The 23,662-nt window shown below is 28.4% G+C and carries 23 protein-coding genes and 1 other annotated feature (1 of these 24 running past the window's edge); of the genes, 2 read left to right on the top strand and 21 right to left on the bottom strand.

Annotated elements, in window-relative coordinates:
• Nucleotides 1-54: a binding site (T-box leader), on the bottom strand (it extends 152 nt beyond the left edge of the window).
• Between the two features lie 55 nt (nt 55-109).
• The 9 genes from AB4Y15_RS06215 to AB4Y15_RS06175 form a co-directional block, all read right to left on the bottom strand.
• Complete coding sequence (locus AB4Y15_RS06215; RefSeq protein ID WP_427339136.1) at nt 110-1,288, bottom strand: AI-2E family transporter; 1,179 nt, start codon at nt 1,286-1,288, stop codon at nt 110-112.
• A gap of 40 nt (nt 1,289-1,328) precedes the next feature.
• Nucleotides 1,329-1,490 (bottom strand): hypothetical protein, encoded by a 162-nt coding sequence (locus AB4Y15_RS06210; RefSeq protein WP_427339135.1) that lies wholly within the window; start codon nt 1,488-1,490, stop codon nt 1,329-1,331.
• A gap of 43 nt (nt 1,491-1,533) precedes the next feature.
• A complete protein-coding gene (locus tag AB4Y15_RS06205) occupies nt 1,534-2,073 on the bottom strand; it encodes a PRC-barrel domain-containing protein (RefSeq protein WP_427339133.1) in 540 nt (179 codons plus the stop codon).
• Nucleotides 2,074-2,131: 58 nt separating this feature from the next.
• Nucleotides 2,132-3,226 (bottom strand): tRNA 2-thiouridine(34) synthase MnmA, encoded by a 1,095-nt coding sequence (mnmA, locus tag AB4Y15_RS06200; protein ID WP_427339131.1) that lies wholly within the window; start codon nt 3,224-3,226, stop codon nt 2,132-2,134.
• 223 nt (nt 3,227-3,449) lie between these two features.
• On the bottom strand, nt 3,450-3,875 hold the full coding sequence (gene nifU, locus AB4Y15_RS06195) for a Fe-S cluster assembly scaffold protein NifU (protein ID WP_427339130.1): 426 nt from the start codon (nt 3,873-3,875) through the stop codon (nt 3,450-3,452).
• Nucleotides 3,875-5,053 carry a cysteine desulfurase NifS gene (nifS, locus tag AB4Y15_RS06190; RefSeq protein ID WP_427339129.1) on the bottom strand — a complete coding sequence of 393 codons (1,179 nt, stop codon included), beginning with the start codon at nt 5,051-5,053 and terminating at the stop codon, nt 3,875-3,877. Before nifS ends, nifU begins: the two co-directional genes overlap by 1 nt.
• A 181-nt stretch (nt 5,054-5,234) precedes the next feature.
• Entirely contained in the window at nt 5,235-5,684 is a 450-nt protein-coding gene (locus AB4Y15_RS06185; protein ID WP_427339128.1) for an RrF2 family transcriptional regulator, read from the bottom strand.
• A 145-nt stretch (nt 5,685-5,829) separates the two neighbouring features.
• Nucleotides 5,830-6,864, bottom strand: a complete 1,035-nt coding sequence (locus AB4Y15_RS06180; protein WP_427339127.1) for a glucose-1-phosphate thymidylyltransferase — start codon at nt 6,862-6,864, stop codon at nt 5,830-5,832.
• Between the two features lie 98 nt (nt 6,865-6,962).
• Entirely contained in the window at nt 6,963-7,601 is a 639-nt protein-coding gene (locus AB4Y15_RS06175) for a hypothetical protein (RefSeq protein ID WP_427339126.1), read from the bottom strand.
• Between the two features lie 111 nt (nt 7,602-7,712).
• Here AB4Y15_RS06175 and AB4Y15_RS06170 point away from each other — a divergent pair, with 111 nt between their 5' ends.
• Nucleotides 7,713-9,281, top strand: coding sequence for a hypothetical protein (locus tag AB4Y15_RS06170; protein ID WP_427339125.1), 1,569 nt, complete (start codon nt 7,713-7,715; stop codon nt 9,279-9,281).
• Here the strand turns inward: AB4Y15_RS06170 and AB4Y15_RS06165 are convergent.
• The gene (locus tag AB4Y15_RS06165) at nt 9,274-9,570 is read right to left on the bottom strand and encodes a putative Se/S carrier protein (RefSeq protein WP_427339124.1); all 297 of its coding nucleotides are present in this window, start codon (nt 9,568-9,570) and stop codon (nt 9,274-9,276) included. The two genes, AB4Y15_RS06170 and AB4Y15_RS06165, sit on opposite strands and share 8 nt — an antisense overlap.
• 71 nt (nt 9,571-9,641) lie before the next feature.
• Between AB4Y15_RS06165 and AB4Y15_RS06160 the strand changes: the two genes are divergently transcribed.
• Nucleotides 9,642-10,445 (top strand): glycosyltransferase family 2 protein, encoded by an 804-nt coding sequence (locus tag AB4Y15_RS06160; RefSeq protein WP_427339123.1) that lies wholly within the window; start codon nt 9,642-9,644, stop codon nt 10,443-10,445.
• Between the two features lie 35 nt (nt 10,446-10,480).
• On the opposite strand, the gene AB4Y15_RS06155 is transcribed toward AB4Y15_RS06160, so the two are convergent.
• From AB4Y15_RS06155 to AB4Y15_RS06105, 11 genes are all read right to left on the bottom strand, one after another.
• Nucleotides 10,481-12,445, bottom strand: a complete 1,965-nt coding sequence (locus AB4Y15_RS06155) for a molybdopterin-dependent oxidoreductase (protein ID WP_427339122.1) — start codon at nt 12,443-12,445, stop codon at nt 10,481-10,483.
• Between the two features lie 11 nt (nt 12,446-12,456).
• Nucleotides 12,457-14,073: a Spo0B domain-containing protein gene (locus AB4Y15_RS06150; protein ID WP_427339121.1), complete on the bottom strand. Its 1,617-nt coding sequence runs from the start codon at nt 14,071-14,073 to the stop codon at nt 12,457-12,459.
• A gap of 35 nt (nt 14,074-14,108) precedes the next feature.
• Nucleotides 14,109-15,434, bottom strand: coding sequence for an AAA family ATPase (locus AB4Y15_RS06145; protein ID WP_427339120.1), 1,326 nt, complete (start codon nt 15,432-15,434; stop codon nt 14,109-14,111).
• Between the two features lie 151 nt (nt 15,435-15,585).
• Nucleotides 15,586-16,539 carry an SDR family NAD(P)-dependent oxidoreductase gene (locus AB4Y15_RS06140; RefSeq protein WP_427339119.1) on the bottom strand — a complete coding sequence of 318 codons (954 nt, stop codon included), beginning with the start codon at nt 16,537-16,539 and terminating at the stop codon, nt 15,586-15,588.
• Nucleotides 16,540-16,600: 61 nt separating this feature from the next.
• Entirely contained in the window at nt 16,601-17,272 is a 672-nt protein-coding gene (gene queC, locus AB4Y15_RS06135) for a 7-cyano-7-deazaguanine synthase QueC (RefSeq protein ID WP_427339117.1), read from the bottom strand.
• Between the two features lie 19 nt (nt 17,273-17,291).
• Nucleotides 17,292-17,924, bottom strand: coding sequence for a 7-carboxy-7-deazaguanine synthase QueE (locus AB4Y15_RS06130; protein WP_427339116.1), 633 nt, complete (start codon nt 17,922-17,924; stop codon nt 17,292-17,294).
• Between the two features lie 6 nt (nt 17,925-17,930).
• Nucleotides 17,931-18,299, bottom strand: coding sequence for a 6-carboxytetrahydropterin synthase QueD (gene queD, locus AB4Y15_RS06125; protein WP_427339115.1), 369 nt, complete (start codon nt 18,297-18,299; stop codon nt 17,931-17,933).
• A gap of 302 nt (nt 18,300-18,601) precedes the next feature.
• The gene (gene orr, locus AB4Y15_RS06120) at nt 18,602-19,666 is read right to left on the bottom strand and encodes an ornithine racemase Orr (protein ID WP_427339114.1); all 1,065 of its coding nucleotides are present in this window, start codon (nt 19,664-19,666) and stop codon (nt 18,602-18,604) included.
• Between the two features lie 40 nt (nt 19,667-19,706).
• Nucleotides 19,707-21,074 (bottom strand): GlmL-related ornithine degradation protein, encoded by a 1,368-nt coding sequence (locus AB4Y15_RS06115; RefSeq protein WP_427339112.1) that lies wholly within the window; start codon nt 21,072-21,074, stop codon nt 19,707-19,709.
• Nucleotides 21,064-23,292, bottom strand: a complete 2,229-nt coding sequence (gene oraE, locus AB4Y15_RS06110) for a D-ornithine 4,5-aminomutase subunit OraE (protein WP_427339111.1) — start codon at nt 23,290-23,292, stop codon at nt 21,064-21,066. Before oraE ends, AB4Y15_RS06115 begins: the two co-directional genes overlap by 11 nt.
• Nucleotides 23,292-23,657, bottom strand: coding sequence for an ornithine aminomutase subunit alpha (locus AB4Y15_RS06105; protein ID WP_427339110.1), 366 nt, complete (start codon nt 23,655-23,657; stop codon nt 23,292-23,294). Before AB4Y15_RS06105 ends, oraE begins: the two co-directional genes overlap by 1 nt.
• Between the last annotated feature and the right edge of the window lie 5 nt (nt 23,658-23,662).

The following is a 23,662-nucleotide window of genomic DNA, read 5'->3' as shown; positions in this document are numbered from 1 at the left end:
GGTATTCTCTCTATAAGACTCGTAATACCTACTACTCCCCATCATCGTTGTTAACAATATTTTCTTCAATAAGGATTATAAATAAAATATCTATTCTTGTCAATATTGTCTATAATCTAATAAGTTTATTAATTATAAAGTTTATTACTATCTTTAATATTGCTGCAGTAGGAACTGCTAATAAAAGCCCCCATATCCCAAAATAACTTCCTCCAAGTAACAATGAAAAAATTACTACTACAGGATGTAAGCCTACGCTTTCGCCTACAATTTTAGGAGAAATTATTCCACTTTCGAATTGTTGAATTGCAGTAAACAAGATGATAACCCATAGAGCTTTTAGAGGACTTTTCATCAATGCAAATACAAGTGCAGGTATTATTCCTATTATAGGCCCAAAATAAGGTATAACATTGGCTATACCTGCTATTATCCCTATTATCAATGCAAAATCAATACCCAAAATTAATAGTCCAATAGTTGTAGCTACTCCAACAAAAGCTGCAACAATGAGCTGCCCTCTGATAAATTTTCCTAATATCACATCAATCTCTCTAAATACATATAAAACATCATGCCTATATACCTTTGGAATAAGCAGAATTATTTTTTTCTTAAAATAATCTTTATCTTTTAGGAAATAAAAAGTTAAAATTGGAATTAAAATAAAGCTAAATGCCTTTGAAAAAACTTGCATAATAGAATTTGTAAAGTTTTTTAGAGAATTCATTATAGTAACTTGTATTTTATCAAGATTTGATTTAACTACTTCGTTTATACCTTGTAATTCAGGTGGTAAGTTTTCAATATTTTTTGAATATCTTATATAGAGTTCATTAAAGAATTCATAAGCATCATTAAAAAAGTTCGGCAAAACATCGATTAATTTCTTAAATTCGCTTGTAAGTTTAGGAAATATAGAAAAAGAAATAATAAGTATAAATCCTATTAAAATCAAATATACTAAAAGTACTCCTAAAGCTCGTGGTACCTTTTTTTTCTCCAGACTATTAACCATAGGATTTAAAAGATATGATAATCCTATTGCCAAAATAAATGGTGTAAATAATCCCGTTACATCTTTAGTAATCTTATAAATTATGTAAATAAAAAAAACTGTTAATAAAGTTGCTATAATTTTAATAATTTTCCTTTTTGAAATTGAAATCCGTTTAGTTGATTCTACATATTTATTCCCGATATTAACCAAAAAATAAATTATAAGTCCTAATAAACACACAATAAAAATTTCTCTTAAATAAATGATAAAATTAACTAAATTTTGCATAATAACCTCCTCATATATAAAGGCAGCAAAGCTGCCTTATTTAAAACCATCCCATATTATCCATCATAGTAAAAATCATTTTTTTACCTGTTCTCATTAGTCTCTTTCTCTGTCTAGGAGTCATTCTACTTGCAGCATATATTCCTGCTGTAGCACCAATTATACTACCAGTAATAACTCCTTTTACAAATTTACCTTTCATTTTATACACTCCTTTAATCGTTTATACTTAGTTTATTACTCTTTTACCGTTCTAATTCTAACAGTTTTTTGAAATATTCCTTACTTTTATCAAACTCTGTTTTGATTTCATTTGAAATTATCAAGGCATCTTCACCAAAGGTAATACCATATATATAAGGTAGTATATTCCTACCATCCATAATGTCCTGAATCAAACCATCAGATAAAATAAACCCTAATACTTTCCCATTATCTTCGTCTATTATTATATCTTTTATTATCCCTATATTTTCTCCAGCTTCTGTTATTACATCCTCGCCTATTATTTTTTTTCTTTCCTTTATTAATTGAAAAATGTCAGGTATATCTGCTGCAGATTCAATAACATTTTCTTTATCAACTATAATAACATCTTTTCCAATACTTATTACATTTTTATATTTTATTATTTTCGCTTCCTTAAAAACACTTCCTTCATATGTCATTAAAGCCAGAATTCTAAACTTCTTTCTTGAAAAAACTAAATCTTTTATAACAGCTATTTTCTTCCCAGAAACTTTGGTCATTACAGGTAATCCAATGATTTCACTGGCTTTTTTCACTAAAAAGACCTCACTTTATAGATTTATTTCTTATATAATTTATTATTCCACAATTCAATTATAATATTTTCTTCAAAATTGTTCCACCACCAACAACAATATCTTCATCATAAAATACAATAGATTGACCTGGCGTTATAGCTCTAACTGGTGTATCAAACACAACTTTAACTTTATCTTCTTCAATAGGATATATAGTAGCATCTGTTTCTTTTGCAGTATATCGAATTTTAGCTTTAACTTTTAATGGTTTTGTTAGTTTTTCAAATGGTATAAAGTTCAAATCATCTGCAATAAGCTCAGTACCAAAAACTTTTTCAGCATCACCAACAACTACTATATTTTTTTCAGGATCAATGTGTATAACATAGACTGGTTTTCCAAGTGCTAAACCTAAACCTTTTCTTTGTCCAATTGTATAGTGTGTTATTCCCTTATGTTTTCCTAAAATATTTCCATCAGTATCTACAAAATACCCAGGTTCAATTTTATATTTAGCATTTTCTCTTATAAACTTACCATAATCATTGTCTTCAATAAAACAAATTTCTTGGCTTTCTGGCTTTTCAGCCACAATTAAACCTAATTCTCTTGCTATTTCTCTAACCTTTTCTTTGTTTCCAATATTACCTAAAGGCATCAGTATATGTTTTAATTGGTCCTGTGTTAAATTATATAGCACGTAAGTTTGGTCTTTACCTACTGCTTCAGAGCGTTTTAATAAATATCTGCCTATTTCTTCATCATATACAATTTTAGCATAATGACCAGTTGCAACATAATCTGCACCAAGTGATTTAGCTCTTCTTAATAATTCTTCAAATTTAACAAACCTATTACAAGCTATACAAGGATTTGGTGTTCTTCCTTTACCATATTCATCTATAAAATAATTTATGACTTTTTCTTTAAAAACGTTTTTAAAATTCATAACATAGTAAGGTATACCTAAATGATTAGCAACTCTTCTAGCATCTTCAACTGCTGAAAGTGAACAACATCCTCCTTCCTTTTCTATAACATTAGGGTCTTTTTCTTGCCAAATCTGCATTGTAACTCCTATTACTTCATAACCCATTTCTTTAAGTAAATATGCTGCAACTGAACTATCAACACCACCACTCATTCCTATTACAACTTTCTTTTTTTCCATAATCCACCTCTATCTATCATCTATTTTGTATAATAATATATTTTGCCTCAATTTTTTAAAGTATGCAATTTATTTAACTTTGAAAAAAGCTACTGTTTAGCAGTAGCTTTTTTATAATCCATAGGAAATTATATACATTATTAATATTGTAGATAATTTTAAATATAATTTCCGTAATGGATTTTAATGAAATCTTCCTTATAAATTGTTTAAAACGAAGATTTTATTCATGTCCGTGTGGGTCTTCATCTGGATTGAAATCTTCCAAACCCTCTATTGTGATATTGTTTTTCTTAGCATAATCTAAAAGAGCTGCTTTAATTGCTTGTTCAGCTAAAACTGAACAATGCATTTTCACAGGAGGAAGCCCATCTAAAGCCTCAGCTACAGCCTTATTTGTCAATTTAACTGCTTCCTCAATACTTTTCCCTTTGATTAATTCAGTAGCCATACTTGAAGAAGCAATTGCAGAACCACATCCAAATGTTTTGAACTTAACATCTACTATAATACCATCTTCTATTTTTAAGTATATTTTCATTATATCTCCACATTTAGGATTTCCTACTTGACCAACTCCATCTGCATCTTCAATTTCACCTACATTTCTAGGATTCATAAAATGATCCATAACCTTTTCTGAATACATTATTTACCCTCCTTTACACTCTCATACAATGGTGACATTTCTCTTAATCTTCCTACAATCTTAACTAAATTCTCAACTACATAGTCCACATCTTCTTCTGTATTGAAATCTCCTAATGTAAACCTTAGTGAACCATGTGCTATTTCATGAGGCAATCCTATTGCAAGTAATACATGTGATGGGTCTAAAGAACCAGAAGTACATGCAGAACCACTAGATGCAGCTATTCCCATCATATCTAAACTCAATAGTAAAGCTTCACCTTCAACAAATTCTATAGAGAAATTTACATTTCCTGGTAGTCTTTTTTCTGGATGCCCATTTACTCTTACATAATCAATTTTACTAGTAACTTCTTTAATAAGTTTATCTCTTAAATAAATTAGCTTTTTATTATGCTCCTCTAAATTTTCATAGGCTAATTCTAGTGCTTTTGCTAATCCTACTATTCCTGCAACATTTTCAGTTCCAGCTCTTCTATTTTTTTCTTGAGCACCACCATGTATATAAGGATGAATTTTAACACCTTCTCTGATATATAATGCACCAACTCCTTTAGGACCATAAAATTTATGTGCTGACATAGAAAGCAAATCTATATTAAGTTTATTAACGTCAATCTCAATATTACCTATAGCTTGAACTGCGTCAGTATGGAAATAAACTCCTTTTTCTCTTGCTATTTTACCTATTTCTTCAATAGGCTGTATAGTTCCAATCTCATTATTAGCAAACATAATAGTAATTAAAATAGTTTTATCTGTTATAGCATTTCTAAGCTGCTCTAAATCAACTATACCATATTCATCTACATCTAAATAAGTAACTTCAAAACCATGTTTTTCTAGATATTCACAAGCATGTAGTACTGCATGATGTTCAATCTTACTAGTTATAATGTGATTACCTTTATCTCTATTTGCAAATGCAACTCCTTTAATAGCCCAATTGTCAGATTCTGAACCTCCACTTGTAAAATAAATTTCTTTAGATTTAGCACCTATTATTTTAGCTACCCTTTCTCTAGCTTCATCAATTGCTGCTCTAGACTCTCTGCCTATTCTATATATACTTGATGGATTACCATATTTTTCTGTAAAATATGGTATCATTTCTTCTAAAACTTCTTTTTTAACAGGAGTTGTAGCAGCATAGTCCATATATACATATTTCATCATAAGAAAACCTCCTATAAACATATAAATTTCATTTTATTATTTTAACACAATAAAAGAGTTTTTTATAATTCATAGGAAATTATATACCTTTTTAAATAGTGTATAATTAATTATAAATATAATTTCCGTTTATGGATTTCAGCAAAATCTTCCTTAATTTTTATTTAATTCGAAGATTTTGCTATATATAATACATATAACCCTTATTTTTATTCATTTTATAGTGTTCATCGACCATATCTTGTAAAGTCACTGAATCAATTACCTCATTTATACTGTCTCTTATCTTGATCCAAATAGTTTTTGTTACGCAGAAATCTTCTTTATCGCATTTAAAAGCTTCATCTTTAATAACACAATCAGTAGGAGCTAAATCACCTTCTAAAGCTCTTAAAATTCTACCAACTGTTATATCCTTAGGATGGTATGCTAGTAAGTATCCTCCTTGTGCTCCACGTACGCTATTTACAATACCTTCCTTTTTCAAAACAGAAATAAGTTGTTCCAAATAATTTTCTGATATATCTTGGCTATCAGCAATACTTTTCAGGGGTATTGGACCTTCTCCATATCTCTTTGCTAATTCAAACATTGCTTTTAAACCATATCTTCCTTTTGTAGATAACTTCATACTATCACCTCTTTATAATCCCTAGTGAATCACTTGGAATTCTATATTAAGTATATTATAACCTACTAAATCTGTCAACATTCAAATATTTTAAAAAAACTTGACAAAATAATAAGGGACTTTTAAATCCCTTAAACAAACACAATTATTTAATGTAATAATAGTTAAATATATTATCCTTAGTTTTATAATACACTATATTATCGATAACTATACTTTCAACAATATGAATTTTACTATTTCTTAATAAAACCGTATTGTAAATAGAAGTTCCTTCTACTTTAATATTTTTTATATTTACATTATCCCCAATTATAGTATATGGCTCTATTATGCAATTACTTACAAAAGAGTTCTTTCCAATAAAAACAGGTCCATTAATATAAGAATTTATTAATTTTGTATTTTTACCGATTTTAACTTTTCCATGTATTTTACAAGTATCATCTATATAACCTTCAATAGATGTATTTATTTTATTTAAAAGATATTTATTAGCTTTAAAAATATCATCAGGTGTACCTAGATCCATCCACCATTTTTTTGTTTCACTAAACGTTACTTTATAATTATTATCTACAAGATATTTTATAGCATCAGTTATTTCATATTCTCCTCTTTTCGATGGCTTTATGCTTTTACACGCTTCAAAAATACTTTTATCAAATATATAAATACCTGTTATTGCCATATTACTTGTCGCTATTTTAGGTTTTTCTTTAATATCTATGATTTTATCTCCTAATACTTCAATTATACCAAATCTTTCAGGTTGTTTTACTTTTTTCACTATTAAATGACAACTGCTTTTTTCCTGATAAAACATCCTTATATTTTCTTTTAAATCTATATCATAGATATTGTCCCCTAATATCAGAACAAAATTATCGTCAATAAAATCTTCAACTTGTAGTACACTATGTGCTATTCCTAAAGGTTTTCTTTGATAGAAAAACCGAATATTAACATTTTTATAATGAAAACGGTTTAAAATATCAATATATTTCTCTTCTTTTCCATTTATTACTATTCCTATTTCCTTAATATTCACTTTTACAAACGAATCTATGATACGTTCTAAAATTGACTTATTTAGAACTTTCAATGTCGTTTTTGGAGTATCTTTAGTTAATGGATATAATCTTGTAGCTTTACCAGCAGATAATATTATACCTTTCATGCCCTTCCTCCTTTCATTAATACATTATGTTTATTTTACTATATTGTTAATTTTAGCTACAAAAAAAAGGTGCTATTTGCACCTCTTTTTTAAATACATTACTCTATTTCTGGAAATAAATCTTCAAATTGTGGTGGGAAGAAATCAGGGAATGGTTCATAATCAAATTGTTTACAAATATTTTCTTCAGGACTAAATTCTTCACACTCTGGTGGTTCAGGACAGAATCCGAATGCTGGTATTAACAATTGTACTCTGCCGACTACTTTAATAATCAAGAAAGTACCAACAGCAAACCTCAATAACCCATCAATTTCAGTTGGTGTATCTAATACTTGCGACCTAGTTTCAACTACAATTCTAAACTCAAATTCATCTCTTGCAGGTGGAATAAACATTACTATATCTTTAAGTATATCAGGTAAGAATCCTTCTATTACAGTTCCGTCTGTTCTAGTTATTTCATATGGTATTCTTAAAGTAAATCTTACTCTTTTAAAATTAGGTCTGTTTGGTAAATCAGTAACAATTAAAGTCCCATCTACAATAAAACCTGGTTTAAATCTGATACTCTTAAATGTTCCGCCTTCTAAATCTACTTCTACTTCAGGGAAACATTCTCTTTGTTGACAATGAGCATATACTTTATCCGCTATTATACATACTGTTTCTGTAATATAATTTAAGTCATTTTCCATTATTGGATCGCCAGGACTTGGATCAAATCCATTTGTCATATATTTTCACCCCTCTAAATAATTAATTTAATAAATTCATCTTTACTTTCATATTATGAAATATAGCAACTTTGGTGCATATTTTTATAAATTTTTTGTGGGGTGAATGTTATGAGTTTACATTCTAAAGAAAGCTTTATAATTAGAACTTCAACTGGCATTTACTACAATATTTTTTATAAAAACAATACCATTTTTAGTAACATATATGATGAAAATAGAAAAATCTTAAAATCTAAGGAACTTATAAGTTTAGACATCATAGATTATTCTGTAGACATCGATAATAATGATAAAATACACATACTTTGCATTACAAAAACAGGAGAACTTATATACTACATTTACTCTAAAGATACATTATCAGAAAAAAATCTTACAACACTTGATATAAAGTCTAATAGATACGATTATTTCTATCTAAAAGTAATAAAAGATGAAATACATATTTTCTATGCATTTAGTAATATTATTAATTCTACAGTTTGGACTATTCAACATATTGTTGGAAATAAACAATCTTGGGAAAAGAAAAATGTAATTAGCATTACACCTGGGAAATATATGAGTCCCTATTATTTAGATTTCGATAAACTTGATAATATTCATTTAGTATATAAAAATGTAGAAAATAAAACCCAACAAATATATTATACACATTACAGTTCATTTTTAAAAAATTGGTCAAAATATCCTATAAGAGTATCTGATGTATCGGTAGATAACCTGCATCCTTATATATTCGTCGATAACAGAAATGTAATACATTTAGTCTGGTCTAAACTCGATAATAACAATCTGCGTTTCGTTTATAAACAACGTTCAGTAATTACTAATCAAAAAGGTAAATGGGAATCCATTGAATTGCCTTTATCTCGTAGCACATACACACATCCTATAATCTATGAAGATTTTGGAGTTTTACGTATGTTATATAAGCAAAACAACTCAATTAAAGGTTTGACTTCTAAAGATTTTGGATTTTCATGGACAAATGACACATCTTTAGATAATCTTGGAAATCAAAACTGGAAGTATTTCAGATATATATCTAATAATCCTAAGGAAAAAAGTAAAATAAAAATTAACCATATATATGCAAAAATTACTGATACTATAGAATTATATTGTAAATATCTTAATACAGATATCTCAAACACAAAAAATTTTACAAATAATAATATGAAAATTTCTAAGTTAAACTTAAATACAACAATAAATCAGAAAAATAAAATTACAAACAGTTCCAAAAATATAAATACAATTAATGCTAAAATTGAACCTTTTATTTTTGAAAATAACAATATAAAAGAATTTGTTGACAATACAAATCGACAGATAAAAGATATTTTTTCGAAAACATATAATATTAATTTGATAAAAAAAGAAATAGAAACATTATTACTAAATAATACAAAAAATTTAGAAAACAAGATAAAATCAGATAAAAATGATTTAAATTCAATTTTAACTAAATTAGATAGCTTAAACGATTTAGTAGACAAATATAAAAAAGAAAACCAAGACATATCACAAATAATAAAATCGATAAAAGAAAAATATGAAGAAAATCTACTATATATTGAATGTTTAGAATCACAAATAAATGATTTGAAAAGCATAATTGAAAGCACACCTAAGAAAAATTTAATTAGTAAATTAAAAGAATTTTTTAAATAATATCGTTAATCTGTTTAATTTGCTTTTTACCATTAATTCTTTCTATTCTATATATTCTACAAATATGTTTATTATACTTACTTGCTTCTCTCTTAAGTATTTTAAAATCTTCTATGTTATTAAATTTAATTGAATAACTACAACCGAAACTAAGCTGACAAGGAGTCGAAATTAGTTGAAACTTATTAATACCTTTTTTTTCTAATATATAATACAACTGAATTGCATTATTCTTTGTGTCAAAGACTGCTATATAGTATTTATCATCTTTAAAGTATTTTTTCTTCATAATTATCCCCCCTTCATATTTATAATACTAATATATTTAAGGTTATGGATTATGTTACTACCTTCTGTAGAATGAAAATTACATTTGCAGAAATAAGCTATAATAAATTTAAACTAAATGGGGTGTATTTCATGAATTGTAATGAAAACAAAAATACATCTAGTTTCAACAAATCAATTAATGTTGGTGTATCTGTTATAACATGCACTAATAGACCAAACTATATGAATAATATTTTTGAAAACTTTAATAGGCAACTTTATAAAGCAAAAGAATTAATTATAATTTTAAATAAAAATATAATGGATATTAATAAATGGAAACTAAAAGCTTCTAGTTTTCAAAACATAAGTGTATATCAGCTTGATGAAAATATAAGCCTCGGACAATGTTTAAACTTTGCAGTTAATAAATGTAAACATGAAATTATAGCTAAATTCGATGATGATGACTATTATTCTCCTTATTACCTTAATAGTTCGATTATAGCTTTATTAAAAACGAATGCAGACATAGTTGGAAAATCTACAACTTTTGTCTACTTTGAAGCCAGTAAAATATTAGCTATTAGAAACCCTAGAAAAGAAAATCGCTATCTTACAAGAATTGAAGGTCCAACTATGATAATAAAAAAGGATGTTTTTAAGAAAATAAAATTTAGGAATATTACTCTGGGAGAAGATGTTAATTTTTGTAAGGACTGTATTAAAAAAGGTTTTAAAATTTACTCTCATGATAAATATAATTATGTTTATATAAGACATGGCAAAACTAGCACTCATACATGGAAAATCACTGACGAGTATTTTAAGAAACTATGTATTAAAATTGGGAAAGTTGAAGATTACAAATCTTATATTGAGAAAATTGAATAACTAATAAAAAAGCTGGGGAATTTAAAATCCCTCAGCTATTTTTTTACTATTTCAACAAAAGTATCATAATATGCAATCTGTCCTCCCATATCTGAATCTATATTATCTGTCAAAAAATTTGGATTTCCATGTTTTTCCCACCAACCTGTATACATATGTACAACATTATCAGGTATATTTTCATTTATTACTACTTCTACATTTATTTCTCCATTTTTTGATTTTAGAATAATCTTTTCTCCATTTTTTATATTATGTTTTCTTGCTGTATTATGATTAATAAAAGCCTTTGAAATACCTTTTACATCAATAAAATGTTGACTAAAAATTGAATCTTTAGCATGACTTGTTATTAGTCTGATTTTATTTGTTTTACTATTTCTATTCTGATAAATAGGAAATGGACTTAGCCCACATTCAGACGCTTTTTCTGAATAAATTTCAATTTTCCCTGACGGAGTTTTAAATATTAAATCATGCCAAGCAATATCATTATTCTGTATTGTTACATAACCTTTCTTGATATCTTCTAAAGTAATATTCATTTTAAGCAAAGGTTCCACAATTTTCTGTATATATTCGTGTTTAGATACATTTGGATATTTTTTAATACCCATTTTTCTAGCAAGTTCTTTAAAAAAATAATATTCATCCATCAATTTATTTTTTGGTTCAACAGCTTTTTCATTATAAATAATATATGGATTGTTCATAGACGAAAATACTATATCTTCACTTTCTAAAGTATTTGTACAAGGTAGAAAAAGATCGCAATTCCTAGCTGTATCAGTCATAAACATATCTATGCATATTTTAAAATCTATTTTGCTAAACGCTAATTTTGCTTTGTTTAAGTTTGGTAATTGAGCAAGTGGATTGGCTTTACTCACAAATAAAACCTTAATAGGTGGATTATTCTCGTTTAATATAAAATCATATAGTTTTGAAATTTCTACATATCTCGTTTTATTGCTAAATTTCATACTGTCAAATGGATCTAAATTTAATACATCAGGATATATTCTGTTTGCATAATTGACACCACTACCTTTCTTTCCAATGTTACCCGTTATAGCTGCTAAAGCATCAATTGCTCTGATTGTATTACCACCATTATGATATTTCTGTAGCCCATATCCCGGATAAGTCGTAGTTGGTTTCTCAACACCATATATATATGCTAATTTTTCAATTATTTCTTCTTTTACACCACACTCTTTTATTAAAAAATCTAAACTTAATTTTTCTATGTAATTCTTATATTCATCAAAACCTTTTACATACTTTTTTATAAAATTTAAATCTATATATCCCTTGTCTATAGCTATTTTTGTTACCGCTATTGCTAACGCTCCATCTGTTGATGGGTTTATTCTAATAAACATATCCGATATCTTAGCAGTATCTGTATAAATAGGATCTATAACGATAATCTTAATACCTTTTTTCTTTGCTTCTTTAAGAGTATGAAATAAATGTATTGAAGTATTAGCTGGATTTCTACCCCATAATACTATGTTTTTCGCATTAAACATATCTTTTAGTGAATGTCCTTTAACATCACCAAAATCAAATATTTGTGCTTGTATTCCAGCCCCCCAACAAGTACTTCCTGATGGTAATGTTATACCTCCAAGAAAATTAAAAAAAATATTTTCAATTGATTTTAATACTCCTCCAGAACCTGATTCAAAATAATGCAATATGCAATTAGAACCGTATTTTTCAATATAAAATCTAAGCCTTTCACTTAGTATTTCTAATGCCTCATTATAATCTATTTCTATCCATTTATTACCTTTCCTTAATAAGGGAGTATAAATTCTTTCTTTGTGGTATAATCTCTCTAAATGTTTTCTACCTTTTTTACATATTATACCTTTTGTATAAGGATGTTCTCTATCTCCTTCAATCTTAATAACTCTATTGTCATCTACGATCACGTTAAATTTACAACAATCCCAGCAATCTAATGTACAGCCATGACTAATAGTTTTCAATTTAACACCACCTAATCTTTAATTAGCATAGGGAAATAAACAAAAAAGTGATTTCCTTTCTCATCAACCTTCAATTCTATACGCCCACCATTTTTCTTAACTAATTGCTTAACTATATATAATCCTAATCCTTTCTCTTCTTTATTATCACTTGAAAAACCTTTTTCAAATATTTTATCTCTAATTTCTACAGGAATTATAGGAATGTTATTGCTAATTTCAAAAACTATTTCATCTAATTCACTAGATATCCTAATAACAAGCTCTTTATAACTGCCTTGTGTATTCTTAAGAGCATATACAGCATTCTTTATTAAATTAACTAAAATCTTTATTAAATCATATAAATTTACAGGTAACTCTTCTGGAAGCTCTTCAGATTCTATTTTTACATCTATATTATATTCTCTAGCTTTAGAAATTGTTGTAAATATAGCTGCCTCTAACTCTGGAATCCCAATTGCATAATTCTGTTTAATAAGTTTACCTTCTTTTGCTACATTATTTAAATACTCATAAGCTCTATCTGGTTTTTTTAATTCTAACAATCCCTGTATAATTTGTAAATGATTCATAAAATCATGTTTATACATTCTCAATTTCTCATTCATTTCTTCCGATAAATAAAGTCTATATTTTGTCATTTCTTTCTCCGAAACTAATTTAGATATAATATAAATAACAATAAGTATCCATAGAAATAATACAATTCCTATAACGCTTAAAAATATATTGCTTCCTTTTAATGCTTTTTTAGTCGAATAATATAATTCTTCTAATGGAACAATTCCAACTAAATATCCTTTAAACGCTTTTATCGGCATCAAACTAATCACAAAATCTTCGTTTTTTATCTTTATAGTATTCATTGTTAATGTTTCAGTTTTTCGTATATTTTTCAGTTTTTCTTTAGGTATTTCATAATTAGGTTTACTAATAATAGGCTTTAAGTCGCTATTTATTATATAAAGTTCACCTGATTCTGCTATTTTTATGTTCCTATACTTATCTTTAAATTTATCTAAATCAATATATGCTATCAAATATCCTAATACTAATTCATTTTCTATATCTTTTATTTTATGTACAACATAAAAAATATTTTCTAGATTAGAATTAAGTTTTTCTCCTGTAAAATCATAACCCCATAATATATCATCTATATTTAAATTTATTTCAGAATAAACCTGACTCGATTTAAAATTGTTTATATCTAATCTACCAATTTCATTTGTATATATTCTATTATCCTCTGTAATACATACAATTCTACTAATATAGGGGTTGTCCTCTAAAATTTCATTAAGTTTTCTCTTAATATATATGTCTATACTATGTTGATATTTTGGTTTTAACTTATGATATTCCTGCAATGATTTCCTTAATCCCATGGAGTTAGCAAATTCAGCTACACTATTTTCAATATCCTCAATAGTCAATTGTAAAGATTCAAATGTCTTTATAATTAGCTGTTCCATAGATCTTATTTTTTCCTTTTTAATTACATTTAACGTATGTTTATAAACAATAAAAATATTCAAAAAAATAGGTATAATTATAAAAAATACAAGTAGAACTATTAAAAATACAGTTAACTTCTTTTTATTTGTAATTACTGTATACTCCATATACTGCTCACACCTCATAATATTACTCGTTTAAATTACTCGTTCCTTTGAAGAAATTCTAATCTTTCTTTAATTATTTTTTCATATCCATTTTCAGTAGGATTATAATATTTTTTCCCTATCAAATTAGTTGGTAAATACTGCTGTTTTACATATGAATTTTTATAATCATGTGGATACTTGTATTGACTATTCTTATTAGGTTTTTCTTTTTCTAGATTTTTAGATGTAGAATCTCTTAGATGATATGGAACTTGTCCTTCTATCATTTCTACATCTGCCATAGCTTTTTTAATTCCAACATAACTTGCATTGCTTTTGGGAGCAGTAGCTATATAGGTTACAGCTTGTGCTAAAGGTATCTTACCTTCTGGCATTCCTATGAAATCTAACGCCTTAAAAGCAGCTACAGCTACACTTAATGCATTTGGATCAGCATTTCCTACATCTTCTGAAGCACAGATTATAATCCTTCTTGCAATAAATTTTGGATCTTCTCCAGCATGTAACATCTTAGCCAACCAGTAAAGTGCTGCATCTGGATCTGACCCTCTCATACTTTTAATAAAAGCTGATATTGTATCATAATGTTCATCACCATTTTTATCATACTTAACAGCTCTTTTTTGAATACAATCTTCAGCTATATCTAATGTAATATGTATTATTCCATCTTTTTCTGGAGGAGTAGTTAAAACTGCTAATTCCAGTGCATTAAGTGCAATTCTTGAATCACCATTAGCTACATTTATTATATGATTTAATGCATCTTTTTCTATTTCAATATTAAAATTTCCTAATCCTCTTTCTTTATCTTTTAATGCCCTTAATAAAATAGTTTTTATTTGCTCTTTAGTTAATGGTTCTAGTTTAAATACCATTGATCTAGATATCAAAGCTTTGTTAACTTCAAAATATGGATTTTCTGTAGTAGCACCTATTAAAATAATGGTCCCATTTTCAACATATGGTAATAATGCATCTTGTTGTGATTTATTAAATCTATGTATCTCATCGATAAATAAAATTGTTCTTTTATTATAAAAACCTAACCTTTCTTTTGAAGTTTCAATTATTTCTCTTATATCTTTAATACCTGAAGTTACTGCATTAAGCTGCTCAAAATATAATTTAGTTGTATTTGCTATAATTCTTGCAAGTGTTGTTTTGCCAGTACCTGGTGGTCCATGTAAAATCAAGGATGTTAACTTATCAGCCTGAATAGCCCTATACAACAATCTACCTTTTCCTACAATATGTTCTTGTCCAACAAATTCTTCTAAAGTTCTTGGCCTCATTCTCTCTGCAAGTGGACTTTGCTTTTTCAACGAGTTCTCTGCATTTAAAGTGAATAAATCCAAACTACCACACCCCTAATGTTTTGTCAAAATATTATATAGATTTCCAGTTAAAAACAAATTACAAAACAATTCTGTTTAAATACATATTTAGACATTTTTCCCTTAATTATTGTCTAATAATGTCATATATTAATAGTATATAACATAATCTTTATTTTTTTAAGTTATATAAACTTTTAATATAACTTATTTCCTTTTTCAATCCTTCATATATATCCGTTCTTTTATCTAGCGTAATAATATCTTGTAGTTTTTCAACTGAAGCATAAGTAATAATTTGCTCTTCTATTATAGGTTCAATATATTTAACTATAGCCTTCTTATTTAGTAACTTTTCAATAATCTTAATAGATTCATTTACACTTAAAGTAATACCGCCACCAACATTTATTACCTCATTTTTTAGATCTAAATCTAATAAATTCAATATTATTTCACAAATATCTTCTACGTAAATAAAATCACGTCTTTGTTCACCATTTCCATATATACAAATTTCTTCTTCTTTTATAATTTTTTTTATGAAATTATGAAATGCCATATCAGGTCTTTGCCTAGGTCCATAAACTGTAAAAAATCTTAATATAGATATATCAATATCATATACTTTTCCATAATAATGACATAAAGTCTCACCAGCTAACTTAGTAACACCATATAAAGAAATAGGTTTTGGATTGTGTAATTCTGACATTGGCAAACTGTCATTATCTCCATATACTGTTGAAGAAGAAGCATAAATCAATTTTTTTACTCCTTTATTCTTAATTGCATCTAACATTCTTTGTGTTGCAACAATATTATATTTTATATATTCATCAAAATTAATTTCACTACACGCAGTTACACCTGGTATATCTGCAAGATGAATAATACAGTCAATTTTTAACCCTTCAATAAGCTTAATTATATTCGGTTCTAAAATATCATACTCTAAAAAAATAAAATTTGGATTTCCTAGGCAATATTTTAAATGATATTCTTTAATCCATCTTTCGTAATTATTATGAAAATTGTCAATACCTATAACTTTAAATCCTTTTTCTAATAATAATTCACATAAGTTACTGCCTATAAAACCCGCTGCACCAGTAACTAAAATCATGTAAAAAACCCCCTTCATCATTATATAATTCAATATATGATAAAAGGGGTGTAATTGTTATTTATGAATTACTTTTCATGTATTCTATTGGGTCTTCTATTCCAGCTTCTGCAAATCCTTTTAATCTTAGCACACAACTATCACACACTCCACAAGCTTTTTCTTTTCCATTATAACAACTAGTTGTAAGGTGATATGGAACGCCATACTTAGTACCAAGTTTTATTGTTTCTGCTTTTGATAAATTAATAAGAGGGGCGATTATCTTTATAGATTTACCTTTAACTCCTGCAGCTGTACCAACATCAACTACTTTTTGAAAAGCTTTTATAAATTCTGGCCTACAATCAGGATAACCACTATAATCAACAGAACTTACACCTATAAATATCGCTTCTGCCCCAATTACTTCAGCATAACCTAAAGCATAACTCAAAAATAAAATATTTCTAGCTGGTACATAAGTAACTGGAATTTCTCCATCACCTTTATATTCAGGTACATCTATATTTTTATCTGTAAGAGCGCTACCACCTACATTATCTAATGAAATAATCTTGTGTTCTTTTACATTATAATACTCTGCTATTTTTTTTGCAGCTTCTAATTCTCTTCTATGTCTTTGTTTATAGTCAAAAGATATAGGATATAATTCATACCCTTCATTTTGAGCAATACCCATACAAGTAGTACTGTCTAAACCTCCTGAAAGCAAGATAACTGCTTTTTTCATATTCACATCCTCCTTATTTCTATACTCCTCTTTCGTCTGGATTCCATATAATTTTGTGCAATTGAAGCTGAAATCTAACATCTAATCTATCTTTCAATATCCAACTAACAATTTCTTTTGGTTCAATCATATTATAAATTGGCGAAAAGGTAATAATACCTTTATTATAGTATTTTTTTATAATTTCTTTAGACCAATTATAATCATCCAAAGTCCCTATTACAAACTTTATCTCGTCATTGTCTCTTAGATAGTTAAAATTACTTAATTTCATTTTCTTATGTTCATTTGAAGTAGGAGTTTTAATATCCATAGTAAACCTATGTTTTTTAATAAGTTTATATTTACTTATATCTATTGAACCATTTGTCTCTATATTTACTTCATAATCTGTCAATTTGTCTAATAATCTTATAATACCTTCTTGCAAAAGAGGCTCTCCACCAGTTATACATATTCTTTTGTAATCAAAATTTTTGATTTTATCAACTATTTGTTCAACAGTCATATAATTACCATGATTATAAGAATAAGTTGTATCACAATAGCTACACCTTAAGTTACATCCAGTTAATCTTATAAAAATAGTAGGTAATCCAGTTGAGATGCCTTCCCCTTGTATACTTAAAAATATCTCATTTACTCTTAACATACACAACTACCTTTCTAAAGTTGCATAACTTGTTGGTGTCTCCCAAAGAACAACCTTTTTAAGCCAACATTTATCTTTTTTTATTGCATTATCAATTTCATTAAATATCCAAAGCAAAATATTTTCGCAAGTTGGATTGAAATCAAACACTTCATTTAAATATTTGTGATCTAGAACGTCAATAACTTTCTCTTTGACTATCTCCTTTAATTCATTAAAATCAATTACAATTCCTCTGTTATCAACTTCTCCTCTTATTGTAATTTCAAGCTTATAAGTATGTCCATGTAAAAATTTACATTCTCCATCATAATCTTCTAATTTATGCGCACTATCAAAAGTAAATATTTTTGTTATATCTATTGTTCTATTCATCAGATTTCTCCTTTCATATCTATTATTACATTATGCAAAATAATTATCTATTTAAAGTATTCTCATAATCAAGAATAATAAAAGGCCACTTATTAACAGCAGCCTACTTAAAATCATCAAAATATTATAAAAATCAAAGTTTCATATTATACTACTAATTTATCACAATATATTAGTAAGTTCAACTATAAATTATATATCGATTCGTATAACAAACTTATAGCTAGCAGTTGTCAGCTGCCAACTGCTAGCCTGCTTTAAACTATTTTTTCTTACATTTAATTTTCGTATACAGTCTAATTTTATCTAAAATTCTTTTTCACATACTCAGATGTCATAACTTTTAATATACCACCATAAGTTAACTTGAATTCTACATTATCTCCAACCTCATAATCTTTTTCACATTTTGTAATATCTAAAATCAAGTGGTCACTACTTGCTCCTAATATTTCAATATCTTTATCATAAGGTATTATATCTCCTAAATCAACGTCTTGTTTTCCTATAGCACAGATAGCTCTTTTCATAATACCCTTATCAACGAATGTCGGTTTATTACCAAAAGCATCCATACCTATTTCTCCTATGGGGACTGAAGGTTTTTCTTTAACCTCAATAATTTCAACAATGAGTTTAAAACAATCATCATATGTATTTTCAATACTTTTGCCATATGCTGTTTCTCTCCCCAAGACTATCGATTCGCCTAACCTTAACTGATTTATCTCTTTTGGCATTTCACCAGTTTTTAGTAAATATAAGCTACTTGAGTTTCCACCTGAAATAATATCTAATTTTATATTAAACTTCTTTTCAATGTTCATTTTTATTTTAACTAACCTACTTAAATTTTCATATTTTGGTATTACTCCTCCATAACAAGTAAGATTTGTACCAATGCCTATTAGTTTTATACCATCTAGTTTTAATATTTCCGATACTACTAAAAAAATTTCTTCTTCATCAAATATTCCTTCTCTTAAATCTCCTAAGTCAACCATTAAAATTATTTTATGCTTTTTATTTAACTCTTCAGCTTTTTTTGATAGCTCTTTTATTGTTTTTAACTCAGAATTCAAAGATATATCAGAATACCTTACAACATCATCTACTTGACTTATCATAGGAAGTCTAAGCAGCATTTTAGGAACATTAATATCTTTTAATTTAATTAAATTTTCTATTCTTGAATCTGCTAATATTTGTACTCCACCCTCTACCATTATTTTAGCTATTTTGGGTTCACCACAAAATACTTTTGTTACACCAGTTACATTTATCTCATGTTTTTTACACAATTCAACAAGTTTTTCAGTATTATGCTTTATTTTGTCCAATGAAATCTCTACACATGGATATTGCATTTTAATCATCCTTTCAAAAGAATACGAGGGCAATAGCCCTCTAATCTATTTTTAGACTTTCTTTCAATAACTTAATTGCAGCATCAGGGTATTTTTTAGATAGTACACCTAACGAAGCCATAATATAATTATTATCTATTAAAATCTTAGCCTCTTTTGTAGGTAATAACTCATTGCCTTTATTGCTCAGAGCTATCTTTCTTAAAATTTCAACTCTATTTGGAAGCCTCGTCAATGCTCCTCCAGTACCAATAATATATTTCACATTTGTTAAATCTTTTCCTTCAGCAATAGTTTTTTTACCACTTGGACCATATAAATGTCTAAAACGTCCACAATGTCTCTTCACAGCTGTTATTACTGCCTCTAATGTAAGTTCCTCTACAAATCTTTTTTCTAATTCAGTTTCTGGAATGGGTTTATAATTATTTATCAAATCATTAACTGTTTCTTCATCTATTTTAAGCTTATCACATAACTTCTCTACCCCCAGTCTTTCTACAACATTTTTCATGTTTACATACACACCTAAGTCTCCTTCAACAGTTCTCTTAGCTAAAGGCTCTGGACTTATTAACATCCTATTTACTTCATCACTGCCTTCTGTTACTGAGTGGACGTCAGTTGTAGCACCACCTACATCAATAGTTATCAAATCTCCTATTTCATCATATAATAACTTTGAAGCTATCATTACAGCACCTGGTGTCGGTATAATATTGCCAGTTACCATTTCACGTACTTTTTTCATCCCTGGAGCATTAGTTATATGTTCTTCAAACACTTCCTGAATAACTCTTCTAGTTGGCTCTATATTCAGTTGGTCAATTTTAGGATATACATTTTCAACAATATATAATCTTGTGTTAGTACCTTCAAAAATATCTCTAATATCATCATGGTTTTCTATATTACCTGCATAAATAACTGGTATTTCCAACCCTAATTCTGCAATTAATTCTGCATTGTATAAAGCTGTATCCCTTTCTCCATAATCTACTCCACCTGCTATAAGAATAATATTAGGCTTTATAGCAACTAACTTCTTTAAATCACTTTTCCTTAATTTACCTGATGTGATCTGATGAATGTTAGCGCCTGCTCCTAAAGCAGCTTCCTTAGCTGCCCTAACTGTCATATCATAAACAAGACCATGTACAGTCATTCTTAAACCGCCTGCAGCACTACTTGTAGCAAGCAATTCGTCATATTCAATTTTACTTGCCCCAATATTTTTTCTTAGACTTTCAATAGCTCCTTTTAAACCGATCTTAACATCACCTTCAAGTACAGTTGTTGGAGCTTGCCCTTGTCCAACAAAAGTTGGACAAGAGCTATATATTCCATTAAATGCATTTACTACAGTCGTTGTACTTCCAATTTCCGCTACTAAAACATTAATTTTCATTTTTCAATTTCTCCTTTAATTCTCTACGTTTTTTAACTAAAAAAGTAGCTACATGTACTCCTTTAGTTCCTCTACCAAATCCTGCATCAACACCTTGCTGTACTGCCAATTCATTTGAAACCTGAGTTCCACCACAAGCTATTATAATCTTATCTCTAATTCCTTTTTCAACACAAAGCTCATGTAATTTTTTCATATTTTTATAATGTATATCATCATGACTAATAATTGTTGAAGCTAAAATTGCATCTGCATTTAATTCTATAGCAGCATCTACTAATTTCTCAACAGGTACCGATGTTCCTAGATAATGACACTCAATACCATACTTTTCAATTCCGCCATGCTTAATATCTATTATTTCTCTTAATCCTACTGAATGCTCATCTTGACCTACAGTAGCTGCTACGATTCTCATTGGATTAGCTTCTATTTCAGCTCTTATTTCTTCATCAGACATTATTTCTGGTTTTGGCGGAATAACTAACTCGCTAGTATCAATTGTAAATGGAACTCTACCTTTCAATTCTATTCTCGTACCTTCTGCTAACTGCATAATTTCTTTATGAATAACTTCAACATCTTCTAACCCCAATCGTTTTCCTATTTCGATAGCAGCAACCTCTGCAACTCTCTCTTCAGTAGGCAAGAATAGAGTAATCTGTATAATTCCATCCCCCTGCCATTCCATTTCAGGTTTTATTTTGCTAGTCTCTCTAAATTCTCTTGTTTCTTCTAGTCTCTTATATACATTGTCATTTTCATCTAATTCATCTATAAAAATGATTTTGTCTGGGTCTTCAAATGTACATCCCCCAATAAGCTTTGAAGGGTTATCTACGGCACTTTCATCATATTGAGCTATATTATTATAGCCAAAATGTGCTGTTACAGGTGCCATATAATCTTCTTCTCTCTCAACTACTGTACCAGCACCTATACCTCCATCAATTTTTCTTACTATACCATCACCATTTCTTTCTGGATAATATCCTGAATCAACAAAGAAACCTAATTCAACAGCTTTAAAATAACCTCCAACTTCTAAAATTTCTTCCATAAACAATACTGCTCTCTCTTTTAATTCTCTAACCTTACGAGCTAATTCGCCTTCATGTCTTCTAAGTTGTACCATTTCCTTAAGGCCATCCATACCTATAAGAGCTTGCTTAGCTGTATCACATGCTTCTATGTTATAAATATGCCATGGTACATTTCTACCTTCATCAGGTGTAATAGTTGATTGTATATCAGCTCTTGTCAATTTGGAAATAAGTAAGTTTAGAACATGCGTTACAGTGGCCTCTCTAGTTGATGATTCCATATATTTTGTATTCATTTGTGCTCTCATTTTATAATCTCTAAATAACTCTCTTAAAGCAACTGCATAAGGTAAATCCAATCTCATACAAGGAGCAGGTGGAGCTGTTGGCGGTACTGTTGAAAGACAAATATTTTCTTTTTTCATTCCTACTTTCACAGAAAACATTGAGTTAATAGCATGTTGAACCATAAGTTCTGGCATAACTTTCCAAGCTTTAATAGCTGTTGCATTAGCATTATGTGCACCATCTATCTGTACCATATCTGCCCAAGCCATTACTCGTTTCGCAACTGCTGCATCGACAAAAGATCTAACCATATTTATATTTCTATAAAGAACATTATATTGAGGATCTTGATGTGCACCATTTACACCTTCTTCAGCAAACATAACAGCTATTTCAGGACCAGCAACTCCACTTACATATGAATGATAGTTTATAGGTCTTCCTACTTCTTCTTCGATAATATCAAGAGCTTTTCTCTGTGCTCTAACTTGTTTTCTTGTAACAGGTATACCGCCAATCCCCTGTGGAGTACCTTCAATAAGCCCATCAAAATGGCTCTGTCCAGCAGTTCTTATTACCATTATATGGTCAGCACCATGCCAAGCTGCCATTCTCATACGCCTAATATCGTCCTCAAATCTTCCAGATGCAATTTCTGTTGTTATAATACAATCAGGCTGCGGATCTATGTCATCAAAACTTTTTGCAGCAGGCAGTGGTTGACTCTGCTTTAAAGGTTCTGAAGTATCATAATACTCAAACTCACCTATTTTTCTTTTTTGTCCTGTTCCTTTTCTCCAAGTCCAACCTCTTCTCTTAGGTCTATATTTATCTAAATCTTTTAAGATATTTTCAATATTTAATTTTTCATTTGGTTTTAACTGCATTAACGCTCACCTCCTCTAAAAATGCTAACAACTTCATCCCACATTTCTCCTTCAGCAAGTTTCAAACCAGCTTCACGAATATCCATACCTTTTTCTTTAGCAAGTCTATATACTAAGTGTCCTGCACCCTTACCTAATAATCCTCTATCAACTGCTCCTTCAACAATAGCCTTAGCTTCTATACTTGAAAATCCCATTCGTAATAATACAGATCTTTCAATTGAAGGAGAAGTATGCTTGTACGCTAATTCTATTAAAGGATCAACTATTTTCTCTGCTAACTCCCAAAATCTTTTTTCTAATTCTTCTTCAGTTAAATCTTTCAAATGCTGTCTTCTAGTTTCAAAATCATCTGGTCTTTTCATTTTTG

The organism is Caloranaerobacter longqiensis (assembly GCF_050286925.1).
Lineage (GTDB): Bacteria > Bacillota > Clostridia > Tissierellales > Thermohalobacteraceae > Caloranaerobacter.
This window is presented reverse-complemented; position numbering and strand designations above follow the sequence as displayed.

Coding starts and splice junctions, on each gene's coding strand:
- AB4Y15_RS06175 (WP_427339126.1), bottom strand. CDS start 7,601: ATGACAAATGGATTTGATCCAAGTCCTGGCGATCCAATAATGGAAAAT.
- AB4Y15_RS06210 (WP_427339135.1), bottom strand. CDS start 1,490: ATGAAAGGTAAATTTGTAAAAGGAGTTATTACTGGTAGTATAATTGGT.
- queC (WP_427339117.1), bottom strand. CDS start 17,272: ATGAAAAAAGCAGTTATCTTGCTTTCAGGAGGTTTAGACAGTACTACT.
- AB4Y15_RS06130 (WP_427339116.1), bottom strand. CDS start 17,924: ATGTTAAGAGTAAATGAGATATTTTTAAGTATACAAGGGGAAGGCATC.
- orr (WP_427339114.1), bottom strand. CDS start 19,666: ATGCAATATCCATGTGTAGAGATTTCATTGGACAAAATAAAGCATAAT.
- nifS (WP_427339129.1), bottom strand. CDS start 5,053: ATGATGAAATATGTATATATGGACTATGCTGCTACAACTCCTGTTAAA.
- AB4Y15_RS06185 (WP_427339128.1), bottom strand. CDS start 5,684: ATGAAGTTATCTACAAAAGGAAGATATGGTTTAAAAGCAATGTTTGAA.
- AB4Y15_RS06170 (WP_427339125.1), top strand. CDS start 7,713: ATGAGTTTACATTCTAAAGAAAGCTTTATAATTAGAACTTCAACTGGC.
- AB4Y15_RS06150 (WP_427339121.1), bottom strand. CDS start 14,073: ATGGAGTATACAGTAATTACAAATAAAAAGAAGTTAACTGTATTTTTA.
- AB4Y15_RS06105 (WP_427339110.1), bottom strand. CDS start 23,657: ATGAAAAGACCAGATGATTTTGAAACTAGAAGACAGCATTTGAAAGAT.
- AB4Y15_RS06115 (WP_427339112.1), bottom strand. CDS start 21,074: ATGAAAATTAATGTTTTAGTAGCGGAAATTGGAAGTACAACGACTGTA.
- queD (WP_427339115.1), bottom strand. CDS start 18,299: ATGAATAGAACAATAGATATAACAAAAATATTTACTTTTGATAGTGCG.
- AB4Y15_RS06180 (WP_427339127.1), bottom strand. CDS start 6,864: ATGAAAGGTATAATATTATCTGCTGGTAAAGCTACAAGATTATATCCA.
- oraE (WP_427339111.1), bottom strand. CDS start 23,292: ATGCAGTTAAAACCAAATGAAAAATTAAATATTGAAAATATCTTAAAA.
- AB4Y15_RS06160 (WP_427339123.1), top strand. CDS start 9,642: ATGAAAATTACATTTGCAGAAATAAGCTATAATAAATTTAAACTAAAT.
- nifU (WP_427339130.1), bottom strand. CDS start 3,875: ATGTATTCAGAAAAGGTTATGGATCATTTTATGAATCCTAGAAATGTA.
- AB4Y15_RS06215 (WP_427339136.1), bottom strand. CDS start 1,288: ATGCAAAATTTAGTTAATTTTATCATTTATTTAAGAGAAATTTTTATT.
- AB4Y15_RS06140 (WP_427339119.1), bottom strand. CDS start 16,539: ATGATTTTAGTTACTGGTGCAGCGGGTTTTATAGGCAGTAACTTATGT.
- mnmA (WP_427339131.1), bottom strand. CDS start 3,226: ATGGAAAAAAAGAAAGTTGTAATAGGAATGAGTGGTGGTGTTGATAGT.
- AB4Y15_RS06165 (WP_427339124.1), bottom strand. CDS start 9,570: ATGAAGAAAAAATACTTTAAAGATGATAAATACTATATAGCAGTCTTT.